Origin of the sequence: Echinicola jeungdonensis (assembly GCF_030409905.1) — a bacterium.
GTDB classification, from domain to species: Bacteria; Bacteroidota; Bacteroidia; order Cytophagales; family Cyclobacteriaceae; genus Echinicola; species Echinicola jeungdonensis.
Genome location: NZ_JAUFQT010000001.1, coordinates 983,882 through 1,003,580, shown reverse-complemented (window position 1 = coordinate 1,003,580; position 19,699 = coordinate 983,882). Strand labels below are relative to the sequence as shown.

The window sequence follows — 19,699 nt, the reverse complement described above, 5'->3', positions numbered from 1 at the left end:
ACTATGGGAATTTTTGGATTTTTTTCTAAAGATAAAAAGGAAAGCCTGGATAAAGGCCTCCAAAAAACCAGTGAAAACCTTTTTTCTAAACTTGGAAAAGCTGTTGTCGGCAAATCCAAAGTGGATGATGATGTGCTGGATGAACTTGAGGAGATTTTAATTACTTCTGATGTAGGCGTGGACACTACTCTTAAAATCATCAAGAGGATAGAAGAGCGTGTGGCGAAGGACAAATATGTCAATACCACGGAATTGGATAAAATTTTAAGAGAAGAAATTGTAGGTCTCCTGGAGGAAAGCAATATAAAAGACCTGACCAATTTTGAGCTTCCAGCGGATAAAAAGCCCTATGTGATTATGGTCGTAGGTGTTAATGGCGTGGGAAAAACCACCACCATTGGAAAGTTGGCTCACCAGTTTAAATCTGCGGGGAAATCTGTAGTGTTGGGTGCAGCCGATACTTTTAGGGCTGCTGCAGTAGACCAGTTGTTGCTATGGGGTGAGCGGGTAGATGTACCGGTTATTTCCCATGGCATGAATGCAGATCCCGCCTCAGTGGCATTTGATACAGTGAAGAAGGCAGTGGACATGGAGGCTGATGTGGTTATTGTGGATACTGCAGGAAGGCTGCATACTAAAGTAAACCTAATGAATGAGCTAAGTAAGATTAAAAGGGTGATGCAGAAGTTTATCCCAGAAGCTCCACATGAGATTTTATTGGTGTTGGATGGTTCCACCGGTCAAAATGCTTTTATCCAGGCCAAGGAATTTACTAAGGCAACAGAAATCAATGCTCTGGCCATTACCAAACTGGATGGAACAGCCAAAGGTGGTGTGGTGATAGGGATATCGGACCAATTTAAAATTCCAGTAAAATATATTGGTGTGGGTGAAAAAGTAACCGACCTACAGATTTTTAACCGGGTAGAATTTGTGGACTCACTTTTCAAGCAAAAGCTGTAAAATCATTATTGAATATATTTAATCCCCTTGGTTAGCTCCTTGGGGATTTTTTTATTGCATTTTTTTATTCTTCAATCAATTTTTCAAGGCTCATTCAGGAGGATCCAGGACTAAACCTACAGCAAATAAAAAGACGCTGATTCACATCAGCGCCCTTTTTAAAAGTAAAGCAAGGAGTTGAAAAAATTATCGTTTGCTGTACGTGTTTCAAAAGTATCAATTTATATATCGGCTGTTGAATTGGGTTGGTTATGAATAATTTAAATCCATGTTTTGGTATTAATGTTTTGATAATATTAAAATAGCCAAGGGGATTGTATTTGTTTGCATTCAATAGATTATGAGTTAAGGTACAATTAAGGCCTTTTTTGGGGTTGGCTATTCTTTGGGTGGAGTACTTATTCTTTAATGGCTTAAGCTTTCCATTAAATTTCTGTACTTTTGCAGCAAAGCAGAAAAGATTTGAAGGCGAGAACATTAAAAAAAGACAAGGTTAATATCATCACTATGGGATGCTCCAAAAATCTGGTGGATTCTGAAGTGATGTTGACCCAACTTAAGGGAAATGGAGTTGAAGTTTCCCATGAATCCCAGCAGCAGGATAACAATATAGTGATCATCAATACCTGTGGCTTTATAGATAATGCCAAACAGGAGTCAATAGATACTATTTTGCAGTATGCCGATGCCAAAGAAAAAGGGCTGGTGGAGAAGGTTTATGTGACGGGATGTCTTTCACAGAGGTATAAGGATGACCTGGAAAAGGAAATCCCCCAGGTGGATGCTTTCTTTGGAACCAGGGATTTGCCTGCTTTGCTTAAAAAGTTTAAGGCAGACTATAAACATGAGTTGGTGGGTGAAAGGCTGTTGAGCCATCCTTCCCATTATGCTTATATGAAAATCTCAGAAGGTTGTGATAGACCTTGTTCTTTCTGTGCGATTCCTTTGATGAGGGGTGGGCATGTTTCCAAGCCCATTGAGGAATTGGTGAAAGAGGCAGAACATAAAGCTGCAAATGGTACTAAAGAATTATTGTTGATTGCGCAGGATTCTACTTATTACGGCTTAGATATCTATAAACAACGAAGGTTGGCAGACCTTATGCAAGCCTTAGGTGATGTCAATGGTATTGATTGGGTGCGCTTGCATTATGCTTACCCTACCGGCTTTCCGATGGATATTTTAGACGTCATGGCGGATCATCCAAATATTTGCAAATATCTGGATATTCCTTTACAACATGGCTCTAGTGATGTGCTGAAGATCATGAGAAGGGGCACTACGAGAGAAAAACAAGAAGAGTTGATTCATAAAATTCGGGAAAAGGTTCCGGGCATTGCTATCCGGACCACACTGATTACTGGACATCCCGGAGAAGGGGAAAAAGAATTTCAGGAAATGGTTGATTTTGTGGAGCGGATGAAGTTTGAGCGGATGGGGGTATTTACCTACTCCCATGAGGAGGATACCCATGCCTATCAAATGGATGATCATGTTTCCGAAGAAGAGAAGCAGGAAAGGGCTAATCACCTGATGGATATCCAAGAACAAATTTCCTTTGATTTAAACCAAGAAAAGGTTGGCAAGACCTTCAAAGTCCTAATAGATAAAAAGGAGAATGGCTACTTTGTAGGAAGGACCGAGTTTGATTCTGTGGATGTTGATAATGAGGTGTTGGTGGATGCTTCTCAACATTATTGCCGGGTTGGTGACTTTGTGCAGGTAAAAGTCAATGAAGCAACTGAGTTTGATCTATATGGAGATGTGGTGGGTTAAAATAAGCTTGATTTTTTTCTAAGGTTTATCCATTTTAAAATCCAAAAAAATAAAAGGCCGGTATTGTTACCGGCCTTTTATTTTTTTGTAATTTTACTTAGATGTTTTTACATTAAAAGGTTTGCTGGGGAATAAAAGAGTTTGATTTTTTGGGGAATAAATTTTCCTATTGCTTAGTTAAAAATTTGTCCCCTTAGGGGTTTTGCATTGATCCCGGGAGAGGCTTTCAAATGGAGAAATGAAAAAGTTAATAATTTACCATATTGTAGCCATACTGCCTATGATGATCGTGATGCAACTTTTTGTATTTGATTACATTGATTGGATCAATTTTTCTGAGATGTTTTTTATTTATTTCTTTATTTACCGTCCAGTAGTGGATTATAAAAGACTAAAATCAAAAGGTCTGGTCAATTGGAAACAGTATGTCAGGACCTGGGGGTTTATCCGGTTCAAATACTATCAGGAATTATTGTTTGAAAAATAAGGGGATATATTGAAATGAAGCATTAATTCCTAATTTTACGATTAAAAGTTTTCATCCTCATTCTTTGATTTAAATTACTCCCATCCAAAATGAGAGTACCTGATTTTTCATAATCCACTAAATTCATAGAGATTTCAGTCCCTAATATGATGGGTTGTTTTTCCTTTCCCTCCAAACTCCCTATTTTTAGCCTTTCAAAAAACAGGAAGTAAAAATGAACGTACTGGAAGTTACCAGTCCTGCGCAAGCCAAGGAATTTTTGGATATGGCAGTGCGCCTTTATAAGGATGAAAAAAATTGGATCCGGCCTTTGGATGAGGATATTGAGGGACTTTTTCATCCAGAAAAAAACAAGCTTTTTAGAAAAGGGGCCAAAGCCAAAAGGTGGTTGCTGAAAAACGATAAAAATAAAACCATAGGAAGGGTTGCCGCATTTACCAATCCCAAATGGAAGGATAAACAGCCCACAGGTGGCATGGGCTTTTTTGAATGTGTTAATGATCAGGAAGCTGCCTTTTTGCTTTTTGATACGGCAAAAGCCTGGTTAGAGGAACAGGGGATGGAAGCCATGGATGGCCCCATTAACTTTGGTGAAAGGGATAAATGGTGGGGGCTTCTCGTGGAGGGCTTTACCCCTCCAAATTATAATATGAATTGGAACTTCCGGTATTACAAGGACTTATTTGAAAACTATGGCTTCCAAGTTTACTTTAAGCAATTTACCTATATGCGGTATGTGAAAGAGTCAAAATTTGACCCCAAGTTTCACAAAAGAGCCGATCTTACCATTAATGATCCGGATTATACCTATCGCTATCTGAAAAAAACTGAATTAGAGTCCAAATTCCCCGAATACTTTGTTGCCGTTTACAATAAAGCTTGGGCAAAGCATATGGGTAAGTCTCTATCTATCCGGGAGGCCCAAATGATGCTCAAAAAGCTAAAGCCCGTAGTGGACCCCAGGTTGATCTATTTTGGGTTTTATAAAGGAGAACCCATCAGCTTCTTTATTTCCATCCCCGAGCTCAACCAGATTTTCAGAAAAGTAAATGGCAAATTAGATATATGGGGAAAATTGAAATTCCTTTATTATAAAAACTTCAATCCACCCAATAAAATGCTGGGGTTGGTTTTTGGTGTGGTACCAGATCATCAGGGCAAAGGGGTGGAAAGTGCCATGGTAAAAAAATATTACGAAATGGCCAAGCTTCCCAATTTCAATTATGAAACCATTGAGATGAATTGGATCGGGGATTTTAGTCCCAAGATGATGCGGGTATGTGAGCAACTTAATGCAAGCATTTACAAAACCCACCATACTTACAGGTATTTGTTTGATAGGGAAAAGCCATTTGAAAGGCACAGAATATTTGAGTAAATAATCACCTTTTTTTAATTAGGCGAAAAAAATCGCTCGAAAATAGATAATCATGAAAAAGAAATACAATGTCGTGGGCATGGGCAATGCTCTTGTAGATATGGAATTTGAGGTAAGTGATGAATTCCTTTCCTCCAATCAAGTGGAAAAGGGCTTGATGACTTTGGTGGATGAAGATCGTCAGAAATCCTTAATGCAGGTTATCAATACCGAAGAGGTCAAAAAGCAATGTGGAGGTTCTGCTGCCAATACGGTTATTGCAGTGAGTCAGTTTGGAGGAAAAGCCTATTATAATTGCAAAGTAGCCAATGATGCCATGGGGCATTTTTTTCTTGAAGACCTGAAAGAAGCTGGTGTTGACCATCATTTGGATATAGATAAACTGGAAGCTGGTACCACAGGAAAATGCCTGGTCATGGTTACAAAAGACGCGGAAAGGACCATGAACACTTTTTTGGGGATTACCCAGGATTTTTCTGTTCAAGACCTGAATGAATCTGTTATCAATGATGCAGAATTCCTATATATTGAGGGGTATTTGGTGACTTCTCCCAATGGAAGAGCAGCTATGGTGGAGGCCAAGAAAAAGGCAGAACAGCAGGGAACAAAAGTGGCCTTGACTTTTTCCGATCCAGCCATGGTAAAATATTTCAAAGAAGGCTTTGATGAAGTGATTGGGGCAAGTGTTGATTTGCTTTTTTCAAATGAGGAGGAAGCAATGCTTTACACAGGCAAGGATAATATTTTAGAAGCCAGAGAGGAACTGAAAAAGGTGGCCCGTCATTTTGTCATTACCCAAGGTAAAAATGGGGCCATGATCTATGATGGGGATACCTTCATAGATATAGAGCCATATAAAACTACCGCTATTGACAGCAATGGAGCTGGTGATATGTTTGCTGGAGCTTTCCTTTATGGGATTACCAATGGCCATACCTATGCTTCCAGTGGAAAATTAGCTAGCTTGGCCTCCTCGAAGATTGTAAGCCAGTTTGGTCCAAGGTTGCATTGGCATGAAGCGAAAGAGATATTGGACAGGCTGGTGCCAGAACTTTAATATTATTGGCCTTTTGGTTGGGACAGACAGCCAAAAGGCCTTTTTTAAAATTTAACTCCCAGCTCAAAAGCCATTTTTATCAGTTCCTGGGTTTTATTACAATCCAGTTTTTGAAAGATGTTTTTCTTGTGTTTTTTGACGGTTTCTTCTGAGATAAAAAGTTCTTCACTGATATTGGCCACAGACTGCCCTTCGGTAAGTAGTGAGAAAATTTCCAATTCTCTTTTTGTCAAAGATTCCAGTTTGAGCATGGGGGATTGCGGAAATTGATCCACTCCTTCTTCCGGCAACATCAGGGTTAGGGCATGTAAAGGCTGATTATCTTTAGTCCTGGTGATGGTTTTGGTACTCCCTACCATTATTTTCCAGCTCCCATCTGCCGCTTTTAACTTATAAGTAAGATCCAGAAAACCTTTTTGATTTTTATTGAAAAAGGTCAAACTCCGAAAAAGAGTAGGGTAATAAGAGGGGTGTATGGTTTTGAGATAATACAAATAGTCCATCCCTCTTAAAAATTGATGATTAAACCCATAAAATTTTCTGGTTACTTCATTGATGAAAATGGGCCGGTAATTCCCAATGTCATGTAGGGTGATTAAATCATTTACCTGATTGCAATGATCGGCCAACTCTTCATAATCAAGTTGGTCCTTGTAAATGATTCTTTTTTGTTTTAGTTCGCCAATAAGTTGGTCCAGCCTTCTGTGAATCATGGGTGGTTTGATAGATATTGGCCAATTTATAAATATTAAGCTTTCCAATAAAAAAATAGGAGAAAGGAAAATGGTTTCAGTTGTAAAAATATTGGAAAGGTATTTTAATAAAGTAAGGAGTCAGGAGAATTTTGGTCGATTAGAACTGTACCATGGAAAAAAGAAAGGTAAACACAAAAACTGGGTTTACCTTTCCTACAATGTTAATTTAATTGATAAGGCCCATCCTATGCAGTTTCTCCATGTTGGGAAACATCTAGGCCTACTTCTTCATATTCATCTCTGACCCTCAGAGTGACAAATTTATTGAGTATAAAGAAGATCAAATAAGCCACTACGAAGGAAAATACGGATACCCCAATCAAAACTACCATGTGGGAACCAAATACGGACCAGCCTCCATGAAGTAAGCTTGATCCTTCTTGATGGGCAAAAATAGCAGTTAGGATCATCCCGGTAATTCCTCCTACACCGTGACAAGCAAATACATCCAAAGTGTCATCCATTTGCTTCAAAGATTTTAAATTAACTGCCAAATTAGAGATGATGGCACCAATAAACCCGAAAAACATGCTTTCAGGAATGGTAATAAATCCTGCAGCAGGTGTGATGACTACCAGTCCAACCACCGCTCCAATACAGGCGCCCATGGCAGAAATCTTCCGTCCCTGTATTCTGTCAAAAAATACCCAAGTCATCATGGCTGTAGCTGAACTGATGGTTGTTGTAGCAAAAGCAATGGCTGCAGTGCTATCTGCTGCTAATGAAGAGCCAGCGTTAAAGCCAAACCATCCAAACCATAACATCCCTGTCCCTAGCATAACATATGTGATATTGGAAGGAGCATGGTGTTGATTTTTTCGTTTGCCGATAAACATGGCTCCTGCCAGGGAGGCTAATCCGGCACTGATATGTACTACAGTCCCTCCTGCAAAATCCAATACCCCAAAATAGGAGCCTATTAGTCCGTTAGGATGCCAAACCATGTGACACAAGGGGGCGTATACCAGAACAACAAAGATCCCTATGAAAAACACATAGCCAATAAACCTTACACGCTCAGCAAATGAACCGGTAATAATGGCTGGAGTGATGACTGCAAATTTCATTTGGAACAAGGCAAACATGACAAAAGGAATGGTACTGGCAATGGAAATATGAGGTAGGTTTCCAACCTGGTCAAAAAACATATATTGGAAAGGATTGCCAATAACTCCATAAAGGGTTCCATCTATTTCAATGCCGATAGGATCTCCAAAGGCTAAGCTAAACCCCACTACCGTCCAGACCATGGTAACTACACCAAGGGAAATAAAACTTTGAAGCATGGTGGAGATTAGGTTTTTCTTTCCCACCATTCCCCCATAGAATAAGGATAACCCTGGTGTCATCAGTAGTACCAAACAGGAAGCCGTCAATAACCAGGCAACATCAGCAAAAACAAGATCTTTTTCGGTCCCAAAATTGTCAACTACCGGATGGGCAGTTTTCCAGAATAAACCCAACAAAGAGGCTGCAATTATCGTCCCGAAGGCAACTTTCCACTTTTTCTTCATAGTTTTTTTAATTTGGGCTCAAAAATAAGTCAAATTTCCTGTTTTTTTGAATTTTTTGCGAAAACTCAATATTAGTAAAATTTTTATTATTGAAATGAAAAGTAAATAGCGCTTGAAGGTGGGAGATCCAAGTTGAAAATTTTTTCGTGTTGAACCAATTATGGGCTTCACTAGTGAGTGTTTTCGGGGCATGTAAAAAATGGTCATTCTGGTTGAGGAGCATGACCTTAAAAAATAACAAATTATAAAAAAAGCCTTAATTACTTAAGGCTGACATTGTGGGAATTGAGGGATTCGAACCCCCGACCCTCCCGACTTGGTGGTCGGGATGCTCTGAGCCAACAGAGCTACTTTGAGATCAGACGCTCCAAGAGCTTTCTGCTTTTCCATCCCTTTACTTCCCTTTCCCGTGAATAAGCTAGGTTCTTACTGGAAAACTCCTCCAGATAAACTATTTTCCAATCCTTTGCTTTCCCTGTAAAACCCTTATGGTCACTACAATGTTTTCGAAGTCTTTCCTGGGGATCTTTTCCTGTTTGACCGATATAATATTTATCTAAGGCCGAAGAGTATAATATGTAAAAATAGTACCTCATAAAATAAAAAAAGCCTTAATTACTTAAGGCTGACATTGTGGGAATTGAGGGATTCGAACCCCCGATCCTCCCGACTTGGTGGTCGGGATGCTCTGAGCCAACGGAGCTACTTTGAGATCAGGCGCTCAATGAGCTTTCTGCTTTTCCAGCTTTTTACTTTCCTTTCCCGTAAATAAGCTTGGTTCTTACTGGTAAACTCCTCCAGATAAACTATTTTCCAATCCTTGGCTTTCCCTTTAAAACCCTTATGGTCACTACAATGTTTTCGAAGTCTTTCCTGGGGATCTTTTCCTGTTTGACCGATATAATATTTATCTAAGGCCGAAGAGTATAATATGTAAAAATAGTACCTCATAAAATAAAAAAAGCCTTAATTACTTAAGGCTGACATTGTGGGAATTGAGGGATTCGAACCCCCGACCCTCTGCTTGTAAGGCAGATGCTCTGAACCAACTGAGCTAAATTCCCTTTTTTTATCTCTGAATTCTAACTCTCAACTTTTCATTTACTAATAAGAAAAATCCCCAGAGTTATTAAATTTTTTTGAAATCACCTTTTGTGATATCTTTGTGGGAATTGAGGGATTCGAACCCCCGACCCTCTGCTTGTAAGGCAGATGCTCTGAACCAACTGAGCTAAATTCCCATGTTTTGATAACCTTTTGTTATCTAATTGGATTGCAAAGGTAGTTTTAAAATTAATAGGTGCAAACATTAGGGGTGAAAAAATTTCACCCCTAATGGTAACTTATTGATAATGAATAATAAAATTATGCTTGGGTATTTCCGGTTTGTTATTTGTTAAATGTCAAATCGAATCCCTTGAGCTAAGGGTAATTGAGTGCTATAATTTATTGTGGTGGTTTGCCGTCTCATATAGGCTTTCCAGGCATCTGAGCCTGACTCACGGCCTCCGCCTGTTTCTTTTTCCCCACCAAAAGCTCCGCCAATTTCTGCTCCAGAAGTCCCGATATTGACATTGGCAATTCCGCAGTCTGAACCTATTGCTGATAAAAACTGCTCGGTTTCCCGCAAGTTGGTTGACATTATTGCAGAAGACAAACCCTGTGGTACATCGTTTTGGAAAGCTATTGCTTCCTCAAGGGTTTTGTATTTGATCAGGTATAAAATAGGGGCAAAGGTTTCTTCCTGAACAATCTGAAAATGATTTTCAACTTCATAAATGCAAGGCTTTACATAGCAACCAGACTGAAAGCCATTTCCTTCTAAAATGCCCCCGGGCACCAGTTCCTTTCCTCCTTCAGCATGAATTCGCTCAATCGCTGAAAGATATGCTTCCACTGCCTTTTTGTCTATCAAGGGGCCAACATGATTTTTTTCATCCAACGGGTTGCCAATTACCAGCTTCTCATAAGCTGAAGACAACCTTTCCTTTACTTCATTATAAACATTTTCCTGAACAATTAGCCTTCTGGTTGTGGTGCAGCGCTGCCCCGCTGTACCAACTGCTCCAAAAAGGGCACCTCGAATCGCCACTTCCAAATCGGCATGTTCAGAGATAATGATAGCATTATTGCCTCCCAACTCCAACAAAGCCTTTCCAAGCCTGCTTCCTACAGCCTCTCCAACCTGCCTTCCCATTCTTGTAGATCCCGTTGCGGAGATCAATGGTACTCTGGGGTCTTCGGCCAAAAAGCCTCCTACAGAATAATTGCCTGTTATTACAGATGATATCCCTTCAGGAAGTTCATTTGCTTTAAACACTTCTGCAACGATATTTTGACAGGCAAGAGCAGTTAAAGTGGTCTTTTCTGAAGGTTTCCAAACACAAACATCGCCACATACCCAGGCAATCATGACATTCCAGGACCAAACAGCTACCGGAAAGTTAAAGGCTGAAATAACTCCTATGACCCCCAAGGGATGCCATTGCTCGTACATTCGGTGCCCCGGGCGTTCAGAATGCATGCTTAGGCCATAAAGCTGACGACTGAGCCCTACCGCAAAATCACATATATCTATCATCTCCTGAACTTCTCCAAGCCCTTCCTGATAAGACTTTCCCATTTCATAGGACACCAATTTCCCCAAGTCAGCTTTCCTTTCCCTGAGCGCTTCCCCAATTTGCCGGACTACTTCTCCCCTTTGAGGGGCCGGGACCATTCTCCACACCTTAAATCCTTCATTTGCTTCATGCATAACTCTTTCATAAGCCTCCCGGTTGGTGATTTGAATTGTGCCTATTTCACTTCCATCTACTGGAGAGTAACTTTTAATAAGCTCACCCCCTGTATCTACCCAGTGTGATCCGGTAGAAGTTCCCAGATTTTCATCCTTGATGCCCAGCCTCTTAAGAGCATCTTTAATTCCATAATTATCTGACATGGGTTTATTTAATTTTTCTCTATGATTAGCCTAGATCAAAACTAACAAAAAAAAAGACCATCCAAAACGGATGGTCTTTTTAACACATACATAAACCAACTAAACACTAAAATCAATTATCCAACGTAATCTCAAAATAAGAGCGTTGCCCGTTTGGATAAATTCCTAATACCATAATCTCCTTTCCTTTCGCATTTGAAAGTGCTTTTTTAAGGTCTTTGGCACTTAATATTTTCTCTCTTCCAACATAGGTAATGATAAAACCTTCCCTGGCTCCGGCTTCTTTCCATTTATCATTATCCACTTCAATAATAACTGCTCCGCCATCCAGATTTAACCTTTGTTTTATACCAACTTCTAAATCTTCAAAGGTTACAGATTCGAAATCGGCCGTTTCAGGTTCCTCTCGTTTTACAACCTTTGTCGTTCCTGAAATATTTTTTAAGGTTGCCTTAACAACATGCTCTTTTCCGTTCCTCAAGAACTTCACCTCAACCTGATCTCCGGGTCTTTTTCTTGCCACCAATTCTTGTAGTCTGGATACCGAATTGGTTTCTTTTCCATCCACACCGATAATAATGTCTCCAGATTCCAATCCTGCTTCTTCGCCTCCACTACCTTCATTTACTTCAGCTACATAAACGCCTTGTGAGACTGAGAAATCTTTATCCAAATAATCTTCTAATTCTGGACTGATATCTTGAATTTGAATTCCCAACAGGCCTCTTTGAACTGCTCCGTATTCCAGTAGATCATCCATAACCTTTTTTACAATAGAACTGGGGACCGCAAATGCATAACCATTAAACGTTCCGGTTTGACTCGCAATAGCCGTATTGATCCCAATTAATTCTCCAGCCAAATTTACCAATGCCCCACCGGAATTTCCCCGGTTTACTACGGCATCGGTCTGGATGAAGGATTCAATTTGAAGGTTGTTGTTGCTTTCGCTCCTTAAAATCCCAATATTTCTGGCCTTTGCACTTACAATTCCTGCAGTTACCGTTGAGGTAAGGTCAAATGGATTACCCACTGCCAATACCCATTCCCCAACTTTGGTTTTATCTGAATCTCCAAATGGAACAAAAGGTAGTTTTTCAGCTTCAATTTTCAATAATGCCAAATCTGTTGTAGGATCAGTACCAATTATTTTTGCTCTGTACCTGGTATTGTCATGAAGGGTGACGCTGATTTCCTTTGCATTTTCTATGACGTGGTTATTGGTGACTATATATCCGTCTTTAGAAATGATTACTCCGGAACCAGAGCTTCTACCTTCCCGCATGGGACCCTGCCCATCCCTGTCAGGATAACGAAAATCAAAAAATTCTTCAAGGGGATTTCCTCCTCTTCTTCCTTCCGGAATAGTAACAGTGCTTCTAATATGAACTACTGCCGGGGTTACCTGTGATGCCGAAGCAACAAAATTAATCCCATCAGGAATGTTAAAATTGTCGTTGTTCAGCCAATTGACAAAACTAGTATTTTGCTTTTCCTCAAAATTGGCGACCTTTTCTGAGGGTGTCAGTAAACTTACCCCCGCTAAAGCCACTAGCCCGCCAATCACAGAGGCTAATAGGATGCTTAGTAAGAATTGCTTTTTATTCATTTTTCTCCTTTAGTTTTAGTGTTGTACTTTCGATACACGTAATTTAATTAATCGAGTTTCCAATTATCAAGCTAACATTTACCAGATAATGGTCTTTTAACACCTTTTAACAGTAAATTCGCCCATTTACCTATTTTCCTCTCCTGATAGGGTGGCCCATGCATAAATTACTCGCCTGTATTTATAACTAGGAAAAAGAAAAGTGGGTTTCCCCACTTTTCATTTATTTTACTTCAATCATTGATTTTGAAACTTTTTTTTCAATTTTGGGAAGTGAAATGGTCAATATACCGTTTTCATATTGGGCAGAAATATTTTCAGCTGCGATATCTTCCGGCAAATAGAAAGACCTGCTAAACGCTCCATATTGGCTTTCCAGGCTATGGAAATTCTTGCCTTCTTTTTTTTCTTCTTTTTTACGCTCACCAGATACGGTCAATTTTCCGTCCTCCAAATCAATTTTAAAATCCTCTTTCTTAACCCCTGGAACTGAAAGGGCTATTTCATAATTTTTTTCATCTTCGGAGATATCCACTGAAGGTGTAAATCTCGGATGATCTGAATGAACTGTATCATTGAAGACACGATCTAACAATCCGCTGAAAGTAGAAGGATACTGTGGTTCTAATTGATTATATCTTACTAGTTTCATAATGTTATAAATTTTTTAGGTTTTACTTTAATTTTGATCTTTTTCTCTTTCACATACAATTTCGTACCAAAACCAAAAACCAAACTTTTTAAGTCATTTTGTCATATAATGCATCCAAAACAATAAAAAACAAGTCGTTTTGTCATTTATATTGGAGGTAGAGGTTGTTTTTTACCTGCCAAAGAGCTTGCAGTAAATCATTTGTTAAATTCAAATCAACCAATAATTGAAAACTGGAAATACGTACTTAAATTGTCCCCAAAAACACTAACTTATTATTTTTAATCTTTTAGCGAATCACCCGTTTTGTCAATATGGAAAAAATAACAAAGCACATTCTCCTGTTTATTAACATAACCCTTTTTTGTATTTCCATTCCTCAAGGGGGGGGTGCTGCTCAAATCCTGCCTGATTTAAAATCAGCTGATTCTCTTTTAATGAATTCAAAAAAAGATACAATTGATAAGAATGAAGAGAATAATACTTCTACCAATTTGATCTACGAAATAGAGCGGTATATAATTGATTTGAATCATCTTATTACCGTTTTGGAGAGGGGGCTTGATACTACAGATATTAGTTCTAATCTCCCGGAAGCTGCAAACACCATTCAGTTTGTCCGGCAAAAACTTAAAAGGGATCAAAGTCCAATTAACCTCCGATACTTAAGTGCCTTAAGTGATTTGTCTGATAATATCAGGGTTCAAATCAAGTCATGGAAAAAAGATATTGATGAAAGAGGTTTTGAGATAAAAACAGCATATGACTCCCTAGCTCAAATAAAACGGGAACTTACCCCTCAGATTTCTGAGGGGGATACCACTTTTATTCCAGAGTTCCAGAAGCAGGTAGATAACCTTCAAGATAAGTGGCAAACAGCTGATAGTCTATATAGGGTCAAATACCGTCAGGTTAGCTCCTTTCAAAGTCAATTATCTCGAACAATTGTTGAGATTGGAGATTTTAGGGATGAAATACAGGAGAGGAGACGGCTATTAGAAAGGAAGCTTTTTCAAAAAGAAAACAATTACCTCTGGGAAAAGGGGAGCGACCCAAAAGAGGAACAGGGGCTGGGTCAGGTGATTTCCCGGTCCTTGAAACTGAATGAAATCATCCTTAAAGGGTTCATTCAGCTTCATTGGCCGGCACATATTTGGGTCCTAGCTTTTAGCGCCATTCTTCTTTTTTGGTACAAATATATGCTCAAGCATATAAAATCAGAAAAGGAATTTTCAGATATTATTTTGCACAGGGTTCAATTTATCCCCAAAAAAACAATTACCTCAGCTTTAATAGTGGTCTTCTCGGTTGCTCCGTTTTTCTATCGCTCTCCTCCTGTGGTTTTTACTACCTCTATTTTATTTATTACTGTACTTTTGACTACTTATTTGATCCATAAAAATATAGATAAAAAACTTTTTACATCCTGGATTATTTTTGTGGTCATTTTCACCATTTATTGCATTAGTAATCTATATGTTGAAATCGCATTCCAGGAGAGGTATATCCTTTTATTTACTTCCGTAATTGGAATTCTGCTTGGGGTTTTCACCTTAAAAACCATTCGGAAGACTCCTAAAAAAAATCCGAATTACCTTCACTTGCTGATTAAATTTTTCTTACTAATTCAGAGCTTTTCCCTGGTGGCTAACATCCTTGGAAGGTATAGTTTATCCAAAATTCTTGGGGTTGCGGGTATAACCAGTCTGATGCAGGCCATTAGTTTGTACATGTTTGTCAAAGTCATTATGGAGGCGTTGTACTTGCAGGTAGAAATGAGTAAAAAGAACAAGAGCCATTATACCGCCTATTTTGATTTCCAAAACATCAAAGAAAGAGTCCAAACCCTTTTTATTGGAATTTCACTGATTATTTGGGCTTACTTTTTGGCTTTTAATCTGAGTGTTTATGATTTTCTGTATAATAATGCAGTTGAATTTTTGATGGAACCCAGGACCTTGGGTGGTAATACCTTTAATTTTGGCAGTGTTCTTATTTTTATTTTGGTGATCTGGATTTCCTTTTTCCTGGCCAAATACATCGCTTATTTTGCGGAAATCAAAGACCAGCAAAAGGCAGGGAGTAGGAAGCAAAGGCTTGGTTCATCAGTCCTGCTTATCCGCCTTGCGGTATTAATGGTTGGTTTTCTTTTTGCCCTGACCGCCTCCGGAATTCCATTGGATAAAGTGGCTATAGTAGTGGGGGCTCTCTCTGTAGGTATCGGTTTTGGTCTGCAGACCATTGTCAATAATTTGGTGTCAGGGGTGATTCTTGCTTTTGAGCGACCTATCCAGATTGGGGATGCTATTGAAGTCGGGGGAAGGAGCGGAATGGTGAAAGAAGTCGGTATCCGGTCCAGCAGAATACAAGCTTATGACGGGTCTGAGGTTATCATTCCTAATGGCGATTTGCTTTCCCAGCACTTGATTAACTGGACATTGTCCGACAAGAAGAAAAGGATCGAATTGATTATTGGGGTGGCTTACAGTAGTGATACCAAAAAAGTAGTTGAGGTATTCAAAAAAGTATTGAATCGAGAAAATATTTTAAAATCCCCCGAACCTGAAGTTTATCTCCAAAACTTTGCTGATAGTGCTATTGAATTCAGACTCTTGTTTTGGGTCAGCGATTTTGACACTTGGATTGAGATCAGAGGAGAAGTCATGGGGGAAATCCAGAAAGCATTTGAGGAAGAAGGAATTCAAATTCCATTCCCTCAAAGGGATCTTTATATTAAGACCTTTCCAAAGTTGGACTCCCAGGAAAACAGTGACAGCGACAATCAGGGCGAAAAAAGTTAAAAATTTAACTCTCTGAAATCGAGCCCTCAAAGCATTTAAAGGCGAAAAATATAATATTTTTTCTGGCAACCATTTGGAAAAAAATAAACAACCTGCTATGTTTGCATCACGTTAAACAAACGGATTAACGCAGACAACAAAATTCCTCCTTAGCTCAGTTGGTTAGAGCATCTGACTGTTAATCAGAGGGTCCTTGGTTCGAGCCCAAGAGGAGGAGCAAAAAGCCTTGCAGAAATGCAGGGCTTTTCTTTTTACAGGACTAGTCATTATGGATAATTTTTTTGTTTACATTCTCTACTCCTCTAAAATCGATAAATTTTATGTTGGGAAAACTCAAAATTTAGAAAACAGATTGAATTACCATAACAATCCAAAAAGCAATAAAATATAGACTAAACGGGGAATAGCCTGGGAACTAAGGTGTAAAATCAAATGCCTTAATAGAACGGAAGCGATAAAAATTGAAAAATTCATTAAAACCCAAAAATCCAGAAAAACCATTGATTCTATAATCAAAAATGGATGGAATAAATAAGGGTTGGGGCATCTGATCCCGATACACCGGGAAGGGTCTTTGGTACGCCGGTCCCAAGAAAAAAGATTCGTGAAGCCCAAGAGGAATCCATTGGGACAAAGGAACTAAATTTTTACAAAAAAAGTCCTGACCACAAATCAAGACCTTGTGTGTTATCCTTTTTACAAATATTTTTCTCTTACTTAAATTAATGAAGCCCCAATTTTTCCGAAATGGGAACCTAATGCTAGGATGATGCAAGAAATAACAGCTCCTATACTAATGGCTACAAAAGATTCTTTTCTGGGTAATTTAAAGATATAGGCGGCAATGGTACCCATGTAAACCCCAGTGAAAGGAAGGGGGATCATGACGAATACCATTAGGCCCCAAAAGCCGTATTTTTGGATTTTTTTTCCTACACCATTTTTTGCTCTTCGCATCAACTTTATAGATTGATGCTTGTAGGGTTTGAATTTCCAGAGCCTGGCATCAAAATTATCAATCAGAAAAAGTAATAGTGGGAATACCAATAAGTTGGAGCACAACCCCACAATGAATGCTGTGCCAGGTTGTAACCCGTTGATGATGCCATAAGGTATGCCAACCCGGGATTCCCCAAATGGGGAAATACTCAACAAAAAGGTGTGAAACAGGATGTTTATCAAGGCTTTATTCTTTTATTATTCTACCACGGCACAAATCATACCAAAACAATTTTTTTCGCATTTTGAAGGTTTGTTCTCAGCTTTAACAAAGGGTGCAAAATTAAAGTTTAAAAAAAGGAGAGAAAATATTATCAGATGTTTTATTATGAATAATTTAGTTCAATTGAAAACAATGGTGTCAGGAAATTGAGTGAAACAAATTTGGGAGGTTGTTCTCTTATTGTTGAAAAATCAGGTAAATGAATTTTTAACTGTTTTTCTGATACCAATTAGGTAAGGTGTCTTCGCCTTAGGCTGCCTTGTGAACAAAAATAAATCTAGGTTTAAAATAAAACGCGCAAATGCCCATTACCGTTAAAATAAATCAGTTTTCCCTTCATTAATCTTTATGTAATATTGCAAGAATATTATTTAAAAATGGAGCTTATGAAATATACTTTAGAGAAATCACTGTTATTATTGGTTGCCCTTTGTTTTGGGAGCTTGACTTATGCGCAAAATGTAGAAAACAATAACCAGGGCGATTTTGATGAATTTATGTACCGGCAAGGCTCTTCATTTCGTTCTGCATCGGGTAAGCCCGGGCCGGAATATTGGCAAAACAAAGCTGATTATCAGATTGAAGCCACGTTAAATGATGAGGATCATACTATTGTAGGGAATGTTACCATCCAATATACGAATAATAGTCCCGAGGCTTTGAATTTCGTTTGGTTGCAATTGGAGCAAAATAGATTTACGGAAAACTCAAGAGGGACTTTGACTACCCCTATTCAGGGAAACCGTTACAGTGGAGATACAAATGGTGGTTATTCTTTGTCCAACGTATCAGCTAAAGTCGGTAGAAGAGGAGATGTTTCCGATAAATATCTGATTACTGATACAAGAATGCAGGTCTTTATGGCGGAACCGATTCCAGCCAATGGAGGGGAAGCAACTATTTCAATGAGTTTTGAATACAAAATCCCCATAAAAGGAATGGATAGAATGGGAAGGGTAGAAGTTGAAGATGGAGTTATTTATGCCCTTGCCCAATGGTATCCACGAATGGCAGTTTTTGATGATGTGGAGGGCTGGAATGTAGAGCCATATTTGGGAGCTGGGGAGTTTTATCTTGAGTACGGTAATTTTGATTATAAGATTACAGCCCCTTATGACCATATTGTGGTAGGGTCTGGGCAGCTTCAGAATCCATCTGATGTCCTTACCCGAACTCAGCAAGACAGGTTGGATAAGGCATCAAAAAGTGATACAGCAGTTTATATAGTAAAACCTGAGGAAGTAACCGATTCCACAAAAATGGTTAAACAAGAAGGAAATTTGACTTGGCATTTTAATATAGAAAATGCAAGGGATGTTGCTTTTGCGTCTTCTAAAGCATTTATCTGGGATGCTGCAAAAATAGATTTGCCAAGTGGTAAACAAATTATGGCCCAATCGGTTTATCCTAAAGAGAGTGATGGGGAAGAAGCTTGGTCCCGTTCTACCGAATATAGCAAAGCCTCAGTAGAGCATTATTCTGAAATGTGGTATGAATACCCATACCCAACCGCTATAAATGTAGCAGCAGATATTGGAGGGATGGAATATCCTGGTTTGAATTTTTGCAGCTATGAAAGCAAGGGGGAATCCTTGTGGGGGGTAACTGACCATGAATTTGGCCATAACTGGTTCCCGATGATCGTTGGGTCCAATGAAAGACGTTATCCATGGATGGACGAAGGATTCAATACATTTATTAATCACTATAGTTCTTTGAGATTTAATGAGGGGGAATATGGGTCTGATTTGCACCAGACCAGAAAGTATTTGAAATGGTTTACGAATGAATCCAGAGAGGGGATAGAAACCTATCCGGACGTGGTGGATACCAGGAATTTGGGTATGGTTGCTTATATGAAGCCCGCAATAGGCCTAATTATGCTTAGGGAGTACGTTCTTGGTGAGGAAAGATTTGATAATGCCTTTAAGAGTTATATCGAAACCTGGGCTTACAAACATCCCCAGCCAAGAGACTTTTTTAACCATATAGAAAATGTGGCTGGTGAAAATCTTTCCTGGTTCTGGCAAGGATGGTTCTACGGAAATGAAAATATTGACCTTTCCTTAGCGGCCGTTTACCCATATGGTGGAAATTATTTGATTGCTCTTTCTAATGAGGGAGGAGTGCCCATGCCTGTATTACTGGAAATTACTTTTGAGGATGGTTCTTCGGAAAGAATTACTTTGCCAGTTGAAATTTGGCAACGGGGAGACGAATGGAACCATTTGTATGAAACTGATAAGAAGGTGGTAGGGATTGAAATTGATCCTGACAAAATTTTGCCGGATATTAATATCTCGAATGACAAATGGCCAGCCGCTATTTATACGGAAAATTAAAATAAAGTATTAAACTATTTGTTTTAAAATTTTTCACCACCCTGTCCCACAAGTAGAGGATTGGGTGGTTTTTTTTCATTTTGGCTAAATAGGGCAATCGATTACATTGTTATAAGATGTTTTTTGACACTTATTTTCAATAATATTTTTTTCAATATTAAATTTTTTTAATGAGTGTGATTTTAAATTAAAAATCCGATTA

At 38.8% G+C, this 19,699-nt stretch carries 16 protein-coding genes and 4 tRNA genes; 9 read left to right on the top strand and 11 right to left on the bottom strand.

What is annotated here, in order from left to right; genetic code table 11:
* Positions 1 to 3: 3 nt before the first annotated feature.
* The 5 genes from ftsY to QWY93_RS04240 all read left to right on the top strand — a co-directional run bounded on the left by ftsY (position 4) and on the right by QWY93_RS04240 (position 5,661).
* Positions 4 to 963, top strand: coding sequence for a signal recognition particle-docking protein FtsY (ftsY, locus tag QWY93_RS04260; protein WP_290246936.1), 960 nt, complete (start codon positions 4 to 6; stop codon positions 961 to 963).
* A gap of 462 nt (positions 964 to 1,425) precedes the next feature.
* Positions 1,426 to 2,739 (top strand): 30S ribosomal protein S12 methylthiotransferase RimO, encoded by a 1,314-nt coding sequence (gene rimO / locus QWY93_RS04255; RefSeq protein ID WP_290248822.1) that lies wholly within the window; start codon positions 1,426 to 1,428, stop codon positions 2,737 to 2,739.
* 238 nt (positions 2,740 to 2,977) lie between these two features.
* Entirely contained in the window at positions 2,978 to 3,226 is a 249-nt protein-coding gene (locus QWY93_RS04250) for a hypothetical protein (protein ID WP_290246935.1), read from the top strand.
* A gap of 214 nt (positions 3,227 to 3,440) precedes the next feature.
* Positions 3,441 to 4,604 carry a hypothetical protein gene (locus QWY93_RS04245; protein WP_290246934.1) on the top strand — a complete coding sequence of 388 codons (1,164 nt, stop codon included), beginning with the start codon at positions 3,441 to 3,443 and terminating at the stop codon, positions 4,602 to 4,604.
* A gap of 52 nt (positions 4,605 to 4,656) precedes the next feature.
* On the top strand, positions 4,657 to 5,661 hold the full coding sequence (locus tag QWY93_RS04240; RefSeq protein ID WP_290246933.1) for an adenosine kinase: 1,005 nt from the start codon (positions 4,657 to 4,659) through the stop codon (positions 5,659 to 5,661).
* A 44-nt stretch (positions 5,662 to 5,705) separates the two neighbouring features.
* Here QWY93_RS04240 and QWY93_RS04235 read toward each other — a convergent pair whose 3' ends face one another.
* The 10 genes from QWY93_RS04235 to QWY93_RS04190 all read right to left on the bottom strand — a co-directional run bounded on the left by QWY93_RS04235 (position 5,706) and on the right by QWY93_RS04190 (position 13,132).
* Positions 5,706 to 6,374, bottom strand: a complete 669-nt coding sequence (locus QWY93_RS04235; protein WP_290246932.1) for a response regulator transcription factor — start codon at positions 6,372 to 6,374, stop codon at positions 5,706 to 5,708.
* A gap of 227 nt (positions 6,375 to 6,601) precedes the next feature.
* A complete protein-coding gene (locus QWY93_RS04230) occupies positions 6,602 to 7,930 on the bottom strand; it encodes an ammonium transporter (protein ID WP_290246931.1) in 1,329 nt (442 codons plus the stop codon).
* A 279-nt stretch (positions 7,931 to 8,209) separates the two neighbouring features.
* Positions 8,210 to 8,279: transfer RNA gene (locus QWY93_RS04225), tRNA-OTHER, on the bottom strand.
* Positions 8,278 to 8,526 carry a GIY-YIG nuclease family protein gene (locus tag QWY93_RS04220; RefSeq protein WP_290246930.1) on the bottom strand — a complete coding sequence of 83 codons (249 nt, stop codon included), beginning with the start codon at positions 8,524 to 8,526 and terminating at the stop codon, positions 8,278 to 8,280. Before QWY93_RS04220 ends, QWY93_RS04225 begins: the two co-directional genes overlap by 2 nt.
* Before the next feature lie 106 nt (positions 8,527 to 8,632).
* Complete coding sequence (locus tag QWY93_RS04215) at positions 8,633 to 8,881, bottom strand: GIY-YIG nuclease family protein (protein ID WP_290246929.1); 249 nt, start codon at positions 8,879 to 8,881, stop codon at positions 8,633 to 8,635.
* A gap of 38 nt (positions 8,882 to 8,919) precedes the next feature.
* A tRNA-Val gene (locus QWY93_RS04210) sits at positions 8,920 to 8,994 on the bottom strand.
* A gap of 102 nt (positions 8,995 to 9,096) precedes the next feature.
* Positions 9,097 to 9,171: transfer RNA gene (locus QWY93_RS04205), tRNA-Val, on the bottom strand.
* 155 nt (positions 9,172 to 9,326) lie between these two features.
* Positions 9,327 to 10,871: an L-piperidine-6-carboxylate dehydrogenase gene (amaB, locus tag QWY93_RS04200; protein WP_290246928.1), complete on the bottom strand. Its 1,545-nt coding sequence runs from the start codon at positions 10,869 to 10,871 to the stop codon at positions 9,327 to 9,329.
* Between the two features lie 112 nt (positions 10,872 to 10,983).
* Positions 10,984 to 12,480 (bottom strand): Do family serine endopeptidase, encoded by a 1,497-nt coding sequence (locus QWY93_RS04195; protein WP_290246927.1) that lies wholly within the window; start codon positions 12,478 to 12,480, stop codon positions 10,984 to 10,986.
* Positions 12,481 to 12,703: 223 nt separating this feature from the next.
* Positions 12,704 to 13,132 (bottom strand): Hsp20/alpha crystallin family protein, encoded by a 429-nt coding sequence (locus tag QWY93_RS04190; RefSeq protein ID WP_290246926.1) that lies wholly within the window; start codon positions 13,130 to 13,132, stop codon positions 12,704 to 12,706.
* Between the two features lie 437 nt (positions 13,133 to 13,569).
* On the opposite strand from QWY93_RS04190, the gene QWY93_RS04185 reads away from it, so the two are divergent.
* The 3 genes from QWY93_RS04185 to QWY93_RS04175 all read left to right on the top strand — a co-directional run bounded on the left by QWY93_RS04185 (position 13,570) and on the right by QWY93_RS04175 (position 16,324).
* Positions 13,570 to 15,933: a mechanosensitive ion channel family protein gene (locus QWY93_RS04185; protein ID WP_290246925.1), complete on the top strand. Its 2,364-nt coding sequence runs from the start codon at positions 13,570 to 13,572 to the stop codon at positions 15,931 to 15,933.
* Between the two features lie 143 nt (positions 15,934 to 16,076).
* A tRNA-Asn gene (locus QWY93_RS04180) sits at positions 16,077 to 16,150 on the top strand.
* Positions 16,151 to 16,201: 51 nt separating this feature from the next.
* Positions 16,202 to 16,324 carry a GIY-YIG nuclease family protein gene (locus QWY93_RS04175; protein WP_290248821.1) on the top strand — a complete coding sequence of 41 codons (123 nt, stop codon included), beginning with the start codon at positions 16,202 to 16,204 and terminating at the stop codon, positions 16,322 to 16,324.
* Positions 16,325 to 16,650: 326 nt separating this feature from the next.
* On the opposite strand, the gene QWY93_RS04170 is transcribed toward QWY93_RS04175, so the two are convergent.
* Complete coding sequence (locus QWY93_RS04170; protein ID WP_290246924.1) at positions 16,651 to 17,115, bottom strand: COG2426 family protein; 465 nt, start codon at positions 17,113 to 17,115, stop codon at positions 16,651 to 16,653.
* A gap of 426 nt (positions 17,116 to 17,541) precedes the next feature.
* On the opposite strand from QWY93_RS04170, the gene QWY93_RS04165 reads away from it, so the two are divergent.
* Entirely contained in the window at positions 17,542 to 19,497 is a 1,956-nt protein-coding gene (locus QWY93_RS04165) for a M1 family metallopeptidase (protein ID WP_290246923.1), read from the top strand.
* Positions 19,498 to 19,699: the final 202 nt, after the last annotated feature.